This is a genomic window from Spirochaetota bacterium (assembly GCA_040756435.1).
Lineage (GTDB): Bacteria > Spirochaetota > UBA4802 > UBA4802 > UB4802 > UBA4802.
The window spans coordinates 31,690-45,972 of the sequence record JBFLZD010000029.1 but is presented as its reverse complement, the minus strand read 5'-3'; the positions used below and the strand labels follow the sequence as shown (position 1 = coordinate 45,972).

The 14,283-nt window shown below is 32.2% G+C and carries 13 protein-coding genes; 4 read left to right on the top strand and 9 right to left on the bottom strand.

Annotation, left to right across the window (positions count from 1 at the left end; translation table 11 throughout):
• The first annotated feature begins 202 nt into the window (after positions 1 to 202).
• On the top strand, positions 203 to 334 hold the full coding sequence (locus AB1444_09615; protein MEW6526911.1) for a hypothetical protein: 132 nt from the start codon (positions 203 to 205) through the stop codon (positions 332 to 334).
• A 3-nt stretch (positions 335 to 337) separates the two neighbouring features.
• Positions 338 to 2,149 carry a helicase-associated domain-containing protein gene (locus AB1444_09610; protein ID MEW6526910.1) on the top strand — a complete coding sequence of 604 codons (1,812 nt, stop codon included), beginning with the start codon at positions 338 to 340 and terminating at the stop codon, positions 2,147 to 2,149.
• On the opposite strand, the gene AB1444_09605 is transcribed toward AB1444_09610, so the two are convergent.
• The 4 genes from AB1444_09605 to AB1444_09590 all read right to left on the bottom strand — a co-directional run bounded on the left by AB1444_09605 (position 2,150) and on the right by AB1444_09590 (position 5,786).
• The gene (locus tag AB1444_09605) at positions 2,150 to 2,416 is read right to left on the bottom strand and encodes a hypothetical protein (protein ID MEW6526909.1); all 267 of its coding nucleotides are present in this window, start codon (positions 2,414 to 2,416) and stop codon (positions 2,150 to 2,152) included.
• Between the two features lie 65 nt (positions 2,417 to 2,481).
• Complete coding sequence (locus tag AB1444_09600) at positions 2,482 to 3,039, bottom strand: hypothetical protein (protein ID MEW6526908.1); 558 nt, start codon at positions 3,037 to 3,039, stop codon at positions 2,482 to 2,484.
• 3 nt (positions 3,040 to 3,042) lie between these two features.
• The gene (locus tag AB1444_09595; GenBank protein MEW6526907.1) at positions 3,043 to 3,921 is read right to left on the bottom strand and encodes a hypothetical protein; all 879 of its coding nucleotides are present in this window, start codon (positions 3,919 to 3,921) and stop codon (positions 3,043 to 3,045) included.
• A 155-nt stretch (positions 3,922 to 4,076) separates the two neighbouring features.
• Positions 4,077 to 5,786 carry a class I adenylate-forming enzyme family protein gene (locus tag AB1444_09590; protein ID MEW6526906.1) on the bottom strand — a complete coding sequence of 570 codons (1,710 nt, stop codon included), beginning with the start codon at positions 5,784 to 5,786 and terminating at the stop codon, positions 4,077 to 4,079.
• 839 nt (positions 5,787 to 6,625) lie between these two features.
• On the opposite strand from AB1444_09590, the gene purM reads away from it, so the two are divergent.
• The gene (gene purM, locus AB1444_09585; protein MEW6526905.1) at positions 6,626 to 7,651 is read left to right on the top strand and encodes a phosphoribosylformylglycinamidine cyclo-ligase; all 1,026 of its coding nucleotides are present in this window, start codon (positions 6,626 to 6,628) and stop codon (positions 7,649 to 7,651) included.
• Here purM and AB1444_09580 read toward each other — a convergent pair.
• The gene (locus AB1444_09580; protein ID MEW6526904.1) at positions 7,619 to 8,734 is read right to left on the bottom strand and encodes a M48 family metallopeptidase; all 1,116 of its coding nucleotides are present in this window, start codon (positions 8,732 to 8,734) and stop codon (positions 7,619 to 7,621) included. The genes purM and AB1444_09580 overlap by 33 nt on opposite strands.
• Positions 8,735 to 8,745: 11 nt before the next feature.
• A complete protein-coding gene (locus tag AB1444_09575; GenBank protein MEW6526903.1) occupies positions 8,746 to 9,312 on the bottom strand; it encodes a cupin domain-containing protein in 567 nt (188 codons plus the stop codon).
• A gap of 306 nt (positions 9,313 to 9,618) precedes the next feature.
• Between AB1444_09575 and AB1444_09570 the strand changes: the two genes are divergently transcribed.
• A complete protein-coding gene (locus AB1444_09570; GenBank protein ID MEW6526902.1) occupies positions 9,619 to 10,779 on the top strand; it encodes a transglycosylase SLT domain-containing protein in 1,161 nt (386 codons plus the stop codon).
• Between the two features lie 22 nt (positions 10,780 to 10,801).
• Here the strand turns inward: AB1444_09570 and AB1444_09565 are convergent, their stop codons facing one another.
• From AB1444_09565 to AB1444_09555, 3 genes are all read right to left on the bottom strand, one after another.
• Entirely contained in the window at positions 10,802 to 11,716 is a 915-nt protein-coding gene (locus AB1444_09565) for a hypothetical protein (GenBank protein MEW6526901.1), read from the bottom strand.
• 12 nt (positions 11,717 to 11,728) lie between these two features.
• Positions 11,729 to 13,303 carry an AAA family ATPase gene (locus AB1444_09560; protein ID MEW6526900.1) on the bottom strand — a complete coding sequence of 525 codons (1,575 nt, stop codon included), beginning with the start codon at positions 13,301 to 13,303 and terminating at the stop codon, positions 11,729 to 11,731.
• Positions 13,304 to 13,471: 168 nt separating this feature from the next.
• A complete protein-coding gene (locus AB1444_09555; protein ID MEW6526899.1) occupies positions 13,472 to 13,960 on the bottom strand; it encodes a hypothetical protein in 489 nt (162 codons plus the stop codon).
• Between the last annotated feature and the right edge of the window lie 323 nt (positions 13,961 to 14,283).

Genomic DNA, 14,283 nt, shown 5'->3' with positions numbered 1-14,283 from the left:
AGTATTAGATATCCTATTCGCTTCAACATGAGCTTGGCAATCATAGCGTTGCTAAGAACCTGTATTTGAATGGTATCAGTATTTTGTTTGTTAAGAGCTAAAAACTGTAACATCTATGTACCTCGGCTTTTATAAGGTTATATGTTGTATATGCAATTGTTTTATAAAAGTTACATTTTTATTGAAATATTACGAATAAATTATGAAAGACTGTACATCCATGCCACTTGAGGCGGCAGTGATGCACATTTCATCTATCATAAAGTTATTGCAAGGAATAATTATTGAAGATATCATGTATATTATCATGATTAATGTGTCTACTATTTTTTAAATAATGAGAACATTATTACAACATATCGATTCATTAGAAAAAAAAGAGCGCTATACTCTTGCTAAAATGCTTGGCTTCCAGGATCCTAAAAAAACAACATCTAAAGATATAGCTTCCCTCATGTCAAGCCATGTAGGTATTGAACTGATTCTTTCACAATGCAATCCTGATGAAATCTCAATACTCAAGCTTTTAGTTAAAAATGATGTGCATTTCAGGGATATTGAACACAACCTGCATATTCCCATCCATCAGATTGAAAAAAGTGCCCAGTTATTGGCCAGTAAATCCATTGTCTACATCCTGAAAAATCGACAGTTACTATCTAACAAATTAGATAAAATATGTTTATACAATGAACTGCGACAAACGCTGAACCTTATTAATACCCATACATTATATGAATATTTCAATGAAATAATCAAACACATCACATCAAATAAATCATATACTGCTAAAAAGCCCCACCTGAGTGAAAATGCATCAAGTTTTTTAAAACTTTGCCTTCAACGAGGGTGTGTTGTTTCAGTAAACTATGCAATAACCACTCTTGGGATTATAAAAGCTAATAGCGTACTGAATGAATTAATTATTAATAACTGCATCAAAATTTTTCATAGTATTTCTTCACATTTTTCAGGCATTATCATGGTTAACCCCGATTATATACACATTAAAAATGAGAGCAAAAATATACATATTCACAATCATTTCATGGCACTTATTGCTATGTTAAAGGCGTATGACTGTATATCATCAAAGGGATTGTTTTTAACTCAGGAGGGAAATTTACGCAAATCAGATGTTGATAAAATCACAAAATCATTGCATACCTTATCAATCCAAACATCAGGAAAGCCATTGACTGTGACTCAAATGACACAATTGGCATTATACTTATTGTTTATCACAAACTCACTATCTGTAACAACAAACAATGTTAACAGTACACTGAAGCACTTACACAAAATGTTATTACACCCTCATCAGATAACTCAGATGATTGTACATGCAGCAGGAAAAGAAAATAACCCTTTATTTCCCAATCCCTTCCCTGTGAATAATGATTTCATAAAAAATGTTTTACGCATTATTAAGAAGTTTACTAACAAGACACCAGATACCTATATACTTATATATTTTTTAGAATCACTTCCTGAAATATTCTCTGATTTGCTGCAACAAATTGATGATTATTATGATAATGTCCGAATTAATGTACTGGCTGCTATTAATTTCCTTTGTATCATAGGTGTAATAGAAATCATCAATAATACTATCCGCTTAAGTGATATTGGCAAAATTATTTCCCAGCAGGATAAAAAAGCAACCCAGATACCAGTAAGGACCATTTATATTAACCCCGACTTTTCCATTGTTATACCATTTCACGAAATACCTTCTGATATTTCATACATTCTTCTGGCGTTTACCGAAATCACATCAACCGATGTTACAATTCATGCAAAAATTTCTAAAATAGCTATACTCAATGCTATCAAGCGAGGGATGAATCCTGAAACTTTTATTTCAGTATTAAAAGAATATGCAAAAAATCAACTCCCACAAAATATACGATTTCAGCTTAATGAGTGGATAGAGCGTACTCCATCAGTAACGATCAAACAAGGGGTAATTCTTCATTCAGATAAAAGGGAATTTATTGATGAGCTATCGCACAGTCTTCCTAAAGGAGCGATAGTTGAGAGGATAAGCGATAATCATCTACTAATCAATGAATCAGCAATAGACACCGTCATAAAGTTTGCACAAAAGAAGGATGTGGTTATGACAATTCAGCTTGTTAAAGAATGATTAAATTACATCAATACGCTGAGTAATTTTCCAGTTAATATATTCACTTAAGGCGTTAATAGTTTTTTCAGTTACAAAATATATATTGCCCCTCAGTTTAACCAGTGCACCTTTGTAATGAGTGAGTTTCATAGGATGGTCAATCCAGCCTATTGGCTCCACCTCCCGCCAGTTATCACATGTCTTCAACACAGGAATCTTTTTTAAGTGTAATTCCTTTATTTTCCCATCCTGTACTGCATCAGATAATATTTTTTGCCATTCCATAACAATATCTTCACTAAATTACAGTATTAAAACTAATTAAATCATTTATAGTAGTATAACTATTTCTATAAGCACTGCCTGCCATCTGTCAAGAACCATTTGCCATTTTGGTAATAAAAATAGATTTTCATGGTAAAATTATTTCCTTTATATGTCAATATAGCGCATTTAAAATCGATTTTCTTATCAACCAGTTCCATCCCATTATCCAAAAATGCAAATAACAAAGATAACGCAAGTGCAATTCTTAGGTAAGCACTATTTTTTATATTTGAAGGCTGGCTATAATGAGGATTCTTCATTACATCAAAAAAACGTATCATAATATCTCTGGATGTTGCTTTGCGATATTGTTCAATGTTTTTATATTGCAGTCTTAAAGCAATTTTATTTTCATCAGTCTTTTCAGCTTTCATTGCGTCAATCAGTTTCATTATATCATTCTTAATATCACCGTGTACATAATTGTCATAGAGCTGCACTAATTCTCTTTGATTAAACATCTTATGCATTTCCACCAATGTATCATCAAGACCTCTGTTAAACCATGCATACACTGGTGATTGAAAATTGATAAATGAGATAATTGAAATTATTAAAACACCAATTAAATGATAAGCCATAATTTACCGTGATTGTAACTTGTGTATTTGTTTTTCCAGAGATTCAATTTTTTTTAACAACTCTTCGTTTTTTTGTTTTTCTTTTTTTAACTGCTCATGTAGTTGCATGGCTTCCAGTCTACCTAATTCCTGGACTGCTTCAGTGGCATGGAGTATTTCAGTTGCATCTTTAAGCTCTTTGCTTGAATATTCAATTACAGCATTCTGTGCCTCAATTATACTCTGAGCATCCAATAATTCCTTCCTTCGTAATTCAGCAAGCATCTCTTCGGCATCTATTCTTTTTTTTAAATCAAATAATTCCTGCTGCCGAATTTTTGCAAAATTTGTTATTGCTTGATTAAGCTTTTTTTGCTCATCAATAATGTGTTTTTCAAAATGTATAATTTTTTCAAAAATATTTTTTTCTTTCTCATCAAAGAATGACTCTTTCCTGTTTATATCCAGCAAATTGGCATATGTTTCCATTCTTTCTCCCGCTTCATGCGAAAAAAGGCTCAACATTTCTTTATATCGCTCAACAATAATAGATTTTTCTATTAATAATGAAAATTCACGTTTTTGTAATGGGCGAGATAGAATTTCCAGATGCATCAATTCCGAGATAAAATGTGAAGCTTTTCGAATCTGTTTTTTATATAACACAAGATATTTCAGAAATTTATGAATCCGTTCGTCTTTTCGAATCATAGCTAAAATTTCTGAAATATCACTATTTACAAGATCAATAATAAATATATTTATCCGCGAAGGGACAATATTGCATGATAAAAAGTTTTTATCCTCAATTAGTGTTATATTCAACCCTAATATCTTTAATGCAGTAAAGATTTCTTTACCTTTATCATTATCTGTACAATACCATATATCAGCACGTTCCATAATGTTTAAAACCCGATTAAAAAAATATTTATCAAATGTTTTTTATCTTATATTAATAAATTATTTTTGCAACCGTTTTTCTTATTAAATAAAAAAAAATAAAGGCCTACTGATAAAGTAAGCCTTTATAAAACTGTAATTGCTTTATTTTTTAATTACTGTTTAGCCTTATCCCATTTTCCTTCACTGCGTAACCTTTCTACTATCTTCTTTGCCTCCTCTTTGAGTAATACATAATCAGTCTTAGCAACCCTGTTGAGAGGAAACTGCCCCGGCTTTACAATCTCAACATGGGAAGGTCTGGAATAGGCTGATATATCATCACAAGCTTTCATAACATCTTCAGGAGTTACCTCTACACCCTGCAGTGGTTCAACAAATGCAATGATTGCCTCAGAATATACATTATGCTCAGCACCTACTACAGCAACCATATTGACTTTACCTTTTAATTTTTCACTGATATGATGTTCCACATCATCAGGGTATACCTGGTATCCTTTTGGTTTTATCACCAATTTTGATCTGCCAGCAAAATGCAATCCTTTTTCATCATAGTATCCTAAATCCCCGGTATAGCATATTCCTTCTTTTGAAATTGTCTTTCTGGTATTATCAGGATCATTGAGATAGCCTAAAAATATCTGAGGCCCGCTAAAGCAAATTTCACCAATTTCCCCTTTTGATTTTTCTCTGCCTGCTGAACCATCAGCATTCATGGGCTCACGTATACTGATTGGGCATAGCGGCATGTCATAACCAATACCCTGAACAATCTCATCAACATCTGCATCAACATCAGTATACGTACAGAAACCAGATGTTTCGGTTAAACCCAAACCTGTGCCAATCCTGGGAGCCATAGATTTCATCTTTACTAAAAATTCACGGGACACTGCCTGACCACCATAAATAGCAAAACGCAAACTTGATAAATCGTAATCCTTATAATTTGGTAGCAGCCATTCCATGTTAAATAATGCAGGAATCTGTCCAAGGCATGTTACTTTATGAGTTTGAATTGCTTCAAGGCTTAGCTTGGGATCAAAAATATGAAGGATGACCGATGTTCCTCCACCAAAAATGGTTGTTGCCAGCTGTTCAGTAGTACAACCAACATGGGAAGGAGGTAGATTAACCAGAAATCTGTCATTTTCATTTAATTCAAAACCAACAGCAAGACCTATATTCTGTACAAGTATTCCTTCATGGCATAGCAATGCAGGCTTTGGAGATCCCGTTGATCCTGTTGTAAAAATTATCAAACATGCATCTCTTTTTTGAACTTTTTTTCGAGCCCTTTTTACGCTGCCTGTAATTAAACTTTTAATAAAAACTTTTTTGATGTCTTTCACAAAATCGGCAACGCCAATAGCACCTTCCATTATAAACTCGGGTTCTTTTTGAAACTGAACCCAGTATTGCACATATGGAGATGTCTTCATTACCTCAGCTATCATGGGTCTGAAGTCTGCCACTGGAGTTTTCCCTAAGAAGAAATACGCTTTAGGTTTCATCCTGTCCAAACAGTATTGTATCTCTTTTGTTTTCAGTCGCAAATCAAGTGGAGCAATTATTATACCAATCCTGTAACAGGCATACATGAGGTAAATATGTTCTTTTAACAGTGGCAAACTGGTTGCTACTATATCACCCTTTTTCAATCCAATGGAAAGCAACTTTGCAGCAAATGCGGATACCGAGGTATTGAATTGCTTCCATGTTACTTTTTCACCGGTATTATGTTCAATGATAGCCAATGCTTTAGGCTTCTTTTTAGCATAATACTCTACATAATCAGCTAAATTAGGAAGCAATTCTTTATATTTCTCCAAACATAACTGATCTTTTTTAGGATCTTTCATATAAACCTCCCCCTTTATAAAATTATTCATAATGCCATTTCAAACCCCAAGGAGTTAAAAATATTGTTCACCCTCATATCATCCTGAAAAGCCCCTATTCTATAGGGACAAGTACAACGAATAGGAGAAGTTAATGTTCCCCTTCTCTTTATCAAAATCAGTAACCATACTTTAATAGGACTCAGTGACCATACTTCATTCTTTGAAATGACATTATTGTCTTAATTCCATCAATTTGATTTAAGCTACCCCGATAATGGTGAAAATCCTCCTCCATAATATTATGATATTGAAAAATCAATTTTTTATCTTATATTACAATATGATAATATATACAAATTAATTGCAAGCAATAAATTATATATAAAATTATGTATAACATTACTATTGTTAATCATTAATTATTCCTAAAGGTGGAAATTTGAACAAAATAATAATGTACACCCTGCCGCCTTCGGCAGTGGGGTGTATACTATATTCATATGAAATTTTTAATGAATTATTACTGATTGTTAATCGTGAATTATTACAGGTTAGTGATGAATTGTTTAAAAGAATACTAATATTACCATATATAAATACTTTCTTTATCAATACTTACCAATGTAGTACTATCCACTATCTTTTTAGTTTTCTTTATTGACAAATATCTATTATTGGTTTTTTGATTAAAAAATTCTTCAGTTCCCTCTACGAAAGTGGTGAGGTTCTACATATTTTTTCTATATATCATTATATAAAACAAGTAAGCTATACACAGCGTTAAACGTATAGTTTTGATTTAACGTATATTACTAAATAACATAACAATTTACTTTTACAAAGAGGTAATCATGGGCATTACATATAAGGATTCTGGAGTTGATGTTGAAGGTGGCAACAGGTTTGTAAAACGTATTAGCACCATAGTAAAAGAAACATTTACAAAAGAAGTTTTAACTGATATTGGAGGATTTGCCGCACTATTTGACGCTACCTTTAAACAATACAAAGAACCCGTACTTGTTTCCAGTACCGACGGTGTGGGAACAAAACTAAAGATTGCGCAGATGATGAACGTACACACAACCATTGGCATTGATGCTGTGGCAATGTGTGTAAACGATATTGTGGTAACTGGTGCCAGGCCTCTATTTTTTTTGGATTACATAGCTTGTGGCAAACTTCATGAAGATGTTTTAGTTGATGTCATAAAAGGATTGGCCACAGGTTGCAAAATGGCGGATTGTGCTCTAATAGGTGGCGAGACAGCTGAACATCCCAATGTTATGCAGCCAGATGATTATGATATAGCGGGATTCAGTGTTGGTGTTGTCGATAGGCATCGCATCATCGATGGAAGTACCATACAACCTGGTGATGCAATTGTAGGCATTGCCTCATCGGGAATCCATTCTAATGGATATTCGCTTGTCAGAAAACTATTTTTTGATATCAAGAAATATACAGTTGAAACAAAACTCAATGAATTGTCAAAACCATTAGGTCAGGTACTGCTTGAACCAACACGCATATATGTTAAACCCATTTTAAAAGCTTTGGAGATAGTTACCATTAAAGGGCTGGTTCACATAACCGGTGGTGGCTTTTATGAAAATATTCCACGCATTTTGCCGGATAGTGCCACTGCATACATTGAAAAGAAATCATTTACCGTACCACCAATATTCCAGATAATACAGCGTGAGGGCAACATTGAAGAAAAGGAGATGTTCACCACATTTAATATGGGTATTGGCATGATATGTGTTGTAAAAAAAGATGATGCAGATTCACTTATAAAAATCCTTACACAACACGGCGAAAAAGCATACATCATTGGTCATATACAATCACGAAGTGGTAGCCCTGTAATTCTTGGCTAACTCAATTCGCTTAGCAATTGTTGGATGGCTGTACAGGAGAAACTCAATGACAGGATGCTGTTCTTTTTGCGAAAGATTCATTGCCGCTAACTTTTCCATTGTTGATATAAAAGACTCAGGATCGCCTGTTACTTTAAGTGCATACATATCAGCCTGTTTTTCATAGTACCGCGACAGGGTGTTGAGCAGCGGCATAAGCAGCATGCTGAAAATTGAAAGATAAAATATTAGTAGTGGCAAAGCTGCAATATCAAATCTGCTTGAATATCCAACAGTATACAATGTTATTTCATACAGGTAAGAACATACATAAAATGACCCAACAATTATAATGCCACTGAGCACAATGTTTTTTACAATATGTTTATACACATAATGCCCTAACTCATGGGCAAATACTGTTTTGATTTCATTAACGTCAAATACATTGAGCATGGTATCACTTAAGATAATCCTTCGTGTTCTACCCAAGCCGGTAAATGCAGCGTTAGCTTTTTTCGTGTCCTTAATCATATTAAACGAAAAAATTCCACTAACATGTAATCCGTGTTGTTGCATGAGTTCATTCAATGAGTTTTTTAAATCATTATTGTCAATGGGTGTAAACGTATAAAATAATGGGAAAATCAATACAGGAGCAATTTTTGCAAGGATAATAGCAAATATAAAAACTACAATAGCAAAATACAGCCACCATAGCGCAGTAACTTTAATCAAATAATAAAACAGCAGTATCAGTGGAAGGCCAATAACAATTGAAACCAGCAAAGATTTTAATTCTTCAATACACCAGTCAAAAACTGTTTGATTTGAAAGTCCAAACGTGTGTTCAATAATGTAGCTTTGATAAAATTCCAGAGGCAAAAGAATAAGTGACAATAAACCGCCAAAAGAAACAAAAAAGGCTAAAAGCAAAATATAATCATTTTTTATTAAGGGCGATAATAACTGGTAAAGTGGCTTTGATATTGTAAACGAACCAACACCCAAAAGAAAAAGTTCCAGCACCATATGCACTATTGAAAGTTTTACTTTTGTCTTTGTATAGATTGCTGACTGGATGTCAGGGTTGGTGTTAGTCATAGAATTGTTTCCTATTTAACAAAAATCCATGGCACAAGATTAACCCATAGAGCAAGGGTTGTTTGTGAAGAATTGTTTTTTATTTTATGTGAACGCAAGCTTTTGAATGCAATGCTGTCCCCCTGCTGTAAATTGTATTCATTATCTTCCAATGCTACTGTTAGCTCACCTTTCATAATATAACCCACTTCATACCCGTCATGGTGATAATGTTCTTCCCCTGTTGAAGCACCCGGAGGAAACTCAATCAAGATAACTTCCATTTCGTTGGAATCGGGATTTAATAAAGTGTATGAAACATTTCCATCAGTAAGCAGTCTTCGGTGTGTATTCTTTCGTATTACAGGGGAAGGTGCTGTTTTTTTTATCTCATTTTCAAAAAATAAGCCAATGGGAACATTGAATACATCAGCAATTGCCTTCAATGTGGCCAGCGAAGGATTTGCTTTCCCATGTTCAATCTGACTAATAAGGCTTGGTGTTGCATGTATTTTTTCAGCTAATTCCTTTAAGGTTATATCATTTTTTTTTCTGAAATATTGAATCTTCTTACCAATATTTTCTATAAGCTGATCCATACAATTCAACCTTCTATTTAATGTATTCTATTCTGATAAATATAATTATTTCATTGAATAATGTCCATCACTTTTTATTTATTGTTTATTAAAATATATATAAATCATGTATTATTCCATACAACAATTAAATACTACATCCATCAGTAATGTTAATACAACTTAACTTTTTTTGTACAATTTTTTTGACATATTATTCCATTTTTGCTATCATGATATGTGACTATTTTTTATTTACTATTTATAGTATATTGTTCATTTAATTTTATATATAATACTTTATAAAAATTAGGAATATTTTAGCGGATGAAAAAACTGCATTACATATCATATTTACTGATTTTTATTATACTCATTGAATTTGTTGACACTAAACTTTTTTGCAAAAATCTCTTAGAATTGTATTCCGATCCTGTGTTCTCAGAAGAAGGATTACAAAATGCAATAAATTATAATCCCGATAATGATAGCATATTCTTACCTAAATTAGAGGGTAAAGATATATTTACTGCTATAAATGATTTGTCCGTGTGTAGAATTCCTGATGTACGAAAATTTTTGTACATTTATCTCACCAGAGGCAGGGAATATACTATAACCGCTATAAAACGTTCACACCTATACATGCCTTTAATTAGAGAACAGATGCAGCAATATGAAGGTATTCCTGAAGATATTGCACTACTTCCACTGCTGGAAAGCGCCTTTAATCCCTATGCTGTTTCCAGGAGCAATGCAGTAGGGATATGGCAATTTTTACCATCAACAGCAAAAATTCTAGGATTACAGATAAACGATTTTGTTGATGAGCGCCGTGATATAATAAAATCAACAAATGCTGCACTACGACATCTCAACCATTTGAATAATACATTTAATTCATGGGAACTTGCACTGCTTGCATACAACGGTGGATGTGGTTATTTATCACGAACAATGAAAGCCAATGGCTATCACCATTTCTATGACCTCATCGAATCTGGAGTTTTACGTAAAGAAACTGCAGAATATATATACCGCTATGCTGCATTAGCACTTATTTATAAATATCCTGAACTATTTTCTATTGAAAAAGATTTACTGAAACCTGATAATGATTATGATATTGAACTGGTAGAAATCAGATACCCGGTAAGGATTAATGTGCTTACTGAAAAATGCAACATTCCTTCTGAATTTATTAAGCTATACAACCCTCAACTTAAAAAAAATATAACCCCACCCAAAGAACGTAATTATATACTGTTATTACCAAAAGGTAGTAAAGAAAAAATAGAAGAATATAAAGATCAAATTTACACATTAAAGTTTACATCTATTAAAACTCATAAAGTAAAATCAGGTGAAACACTGTCACAAATAGCAAAGCGTTACCGGGCAAGCCCACAGACTATTATTACAATTAACAATATAACCCACCCAGATTTTATTCACCAAGGACAAGTTTTATATATTCCAATTAATTGATTATTTTAAATATTTATCATTATCACTGACTTTTGCTTGCTAAATTCTTTAATTCCTCACTAGCCCTGTTAATATAATATTCATTTACACCAATTGTAATAATCTTTTCAAAAAATGTCTTTGCGCAATCATAATTACCTTTTTGTTTATATATAAATCCAATATTGAATAAAACTAAAAGATCTTCTTTATCTATTTCATATGCCTTAAAATAGTATTCTAGAGCTTTATCATATTCCTTATTGTTAAAATACATAAATCCTTTATTTGCATAACCATATTTATTGTCAGGATAGTACTTAATCATTAAATCAATATAATTGTTCAAGAATTTCTGGTTTGAATAAATCTCATCATTATTTACAAATTCATGCAATATATCCTGTATTTTTTCTATAATGAAACCATCAGGATCTGAAATTTTTTTATTATTATTCCAAAAGATATAAGTAAGCTTTTTATCAGAAAAATATTTTAAAGCATCTTCCAACTCACCTATATATTGGTCAAAATCCTTTAATTCTTTTAATGCCCATAATAACCCAAAACGCATTTCATAATGGTCTGGAAATTTTTGAATGCCTTCCTTAATGAATGTTATTGCAGTATTTGCTGTAGCTTTATCATAGACAATTGTAGCCACCATAAATCCTTTGACGGATCCTGTATTTGGGTCTTTTAATGTTAAAATGATTTTTTCCCTATCGCTTGGTGGATTAACCTGAATAACATATCCTTGTGTAATTGCTTTATTCATAAAATAATTAAAGCAACATATATAGTATTGCGGATCAGATTCCTTTTGTTCACCCCAATTATCTATAACAATTTTTGCTTCATCAAGTTTTCCTTCTTTTAGCAAAGTGTTGAACTTATCAAAATTTGTTGTATTTACCTGCAATAACGAAAAACATAGTATAATACTAGCAATACCCATATTACTTTACACCTATTTATTTTTTATAATAATGATATTCTTCAATTGATTATATATATCATCAATTCCTGATTCAGTATTAATTTTATAAACCTGTTGTTCATCATTATCTGGTTTTTCAAACCTATCCTTTAATTGCATAAAAGTTTCAACATCGGCATCTGAAATTGATGCATCCTTTTCCCTTTTCTCTATTCTTCTAAGAAGTTCTTCCTCGGGGCACTGCGCATAAACAAATTGTATACCAATCCCTTCATCTTTAAAAAATTGATAAAAATTTCTTCGTATTTCTTTGCTGTAAAATGTACCATCAAGAATAACAGGCATTCCTGCATGAGCTATCGCCAGAGCTTTTTGTTTCATTGTTGCATACACTTTTTCAGTCATCTGAGGAGTATAAATGCCTTCACCAGCTTTTGATTTTGCTTTATCAAAAACATCAAGACCCGCTAACTTTTTGCGTACCGCATCTGAATTAATGACAATGCCACCTGTTAATGAAGCCAACTCCATGGCTATAGTGCTTTTACCACTTCCGATGTTGCCAAAAACAGTATAAACAACACCTTTTGTATTTTGCTGCATATAATGCTTTGCTAGTTGAAAATATTGTGAAGCCTTTTGTATGCACGCGTCTTTTTCTTGTTGTGTTATCCCTTCATTATCTGATTGGAAGCTATTAATTTTTGCCCTAACCATGGCACGGTATGCCTTATAAAAAGGCAGTACAAGCACACCATCATAATCTCCTGAAAGCTGAATATACTGTGCACACAACCTGTTTGAATCAGCCGTATTTCCATTTACATCTAAGTCCATGAGCAAAAATGCAATATCTGAAATTGTATCTATATACCTGAACCGTTTATTAAATTCAATACAGTCCAGGATGATTATTGTACCATCCTTATAGTAAATATGTTCGCAGTGCAGATCACCATGACAATCGCGCACAAACCCTTGAGCGTTACGATTTTCAAATAACGTTGTGTTGTGTTTGATGAAATTATCAGTCCATTTTCGCATACAGTCATAATCATCCTCAGTAACTATCGCCCCTATATATTTTTCAATTTGGTCAAAATTTTCCAGTGAGTTTTTGCTTATCTCGTTGATACCACCAAATCCTTGTAATCCTTCAGTATTATCTGCTTCTTTATGAAACATATAAATTTTTTGAGCTATAAGCGATAGTAACTGATTATTAATCCCCTGCATTAACATATTCTTAAGTGAATATGTGTCGTCGATATATTTCATTTTTAGACAATATGCTGCGACATTTTTTTCATCATACTTTCCATCTTCAACCAATCTTAACTTTTTTCCATCTTTGACAACAACAACCACCCCAAGATAGATTTCAGGACTAATACGAGAATTTAATCGATATTCCTCAAATGTATAAAATTTTCTGTCTTCAAACGAAACAAAATTTAAAAAACCAAAATCAACAGGTTTTTTAAGCTTATACACATACGGTTTTGCAATAAATACATACGAAATATGAGTCTGAACAACAGTAACTGTATCAACAGGATGATCATAAGCTTTGGGATTTGAAAGGAAAGATACTAATTCCTGCATATGTGCCTCGTATATAAATTTTCATTTAATAAATAATTTTTCATCACACCATCGTTTTGGATAACTAAAGATACAGATGTAGTGCTATTGGCTATAAATGTCAAACATTTAAGCTTTGTAATTGGTGACTTATCAACTTTAAAATTTATAAATACTATAGGGGTGATATCAGGCTAATTCTAATGTTAATTTTTTATTTAGTATTTGTGGGGGTGGCCCCCAGTAAAATTTGCAGCAATGTATGCCTTTTTCTTGATAAAAGTCAAATGTGTAGGATCTATTTTGGTAATAACTAAGATAGTTATCGGTATCTTTTCTTTTTTCAAATTCAATATAATAGTTGATAAATTCAAACAGAACGTTTTCAATACAAAACTCAATACAAAGCGCCAACGACATCTTCCACAGTTTTTTCACATCAAGAATAAATTCGTATTCGGATTGATAAAGTACAAGATGTAATCTGCGCCAGGGTTTTTTATCACGTTTTCTATACGAAATTCTTTTAAATGCTATTGGTTTTCTCTTTTCTTTTTTAGCAGCAAACATCAATAAATATACAATCAATGACCGTAGCGACATATTAAGTTTTTTTGCATACATTTCCAATAATACAACATTCTCTAATGAAACACAAGTAGTTGTCTCAAAATGCATATTTCCCTCCAAAGTCTTATATTATTTAATTAATCACCGTTCTTTACAAGTACAATGATTAATTTGTATTGCTACTATTTATAATCATAATTCAGCAATAATTCCTTAAAAAATTTCATAATGAATATAGTGTACACCCCCGCCGCCTTCGGTGGCGGTGGTGTACACTATTTTATATTTTATTAAAATTTCCACATTTAGGAATAATTAGTGATCATAATTTTATTTTTCAAGTACTTTTTAAATTAAAACTTTAATTTATATACTATCATTTAAAAAAGAATTTGAATTTTTTTAATATATATACTAATCATTCTTATATT

Excerpts from the sequence above, each read along its gene's own strand:
- AB1444_09555 (MEW6526899.1), bottom strand. The coding sequence starts at position 13,960 with ATGCATTTTGAGACAACTACTTGTGTTTCATTAGAGAATGTTGTATTA.
- AB1444_09575 (MEW6526903.1), bottom strand. The coding sequence starts at position 9,312 with ATGGATCAGCTTATAGAAAATATTGGTAAGAAGATTCAATATTTCAGA.
- AB1444_09560 (MEW6526900.1), bottom strand. The coding sequence starts at position 13,303 with ATGCAGGAATTAGTATCTTTCCTTTCAAATCCCAAAGCTTATGATCAT.
- AB1444_09605 (MEW6526909.1), bottom strand. The coding sequence starts at position 2,416 with ATGGAATGGCAAAAAATATTATCTGATGCAGTACAGGATGGGAAAATA.
- AB1444_09600 (MEW6526908.1), bottom strand. The coding sequence starts at position 3,039 with ATGGCTTATCATTTAATTGGTGTTTTAATAATTTCAATTATCTCATTT.
- AB1444_09570 (MEW6526902.1), top strand. The coding sequence starts at position 9,619 with ATGAAAAAACTGCATTACATATCATATTTACTGATTTTTATTATACTC.
- AB1444_09580 (MEW6526904.1), bottom strand. The coding sequence starts at position 8,734 with ATGACTAACACCAACCCTGACATCCAGTCAGCAATCTATACAAAGACA.
- AB1444_09595 (MEW6526907.1), bottom strand. The coding sequence starts at position 3,921 with ATGGAACGTGCTGATATATGGTATTGTACAGATAATGATAAAGGTAAA.
- AB1444_09565 (MEW6526901.1), bottom strand. The coding sequence starts at position 11,716 with ATGGGTATTGCTAGTATTATACTATGTTTTTCGTTATTGCAGGTAAAT.
- AB1444_09590 (MEW6526906.1), bottom strand. The coding sequence starts at position 5,786 with ATGAAAGATCCTAAAAAAGATCAGTTATGTTTGGAGAAATATAAAGAA.
- AB1444_09610 (MEW6526910.1), top strand. The coding sequence starts at position 338 with ATGAGAACATTATTACAACATATCGATTCATTAGAAAAAAAAGAGCGC.
- AB1444_09615 (MEW6526911.1), top strand. The coding sequence starts at position 203 with ATGAAAGACTGTACATCCATGCCACTTGAGGCGGCAGTGATGCACATT.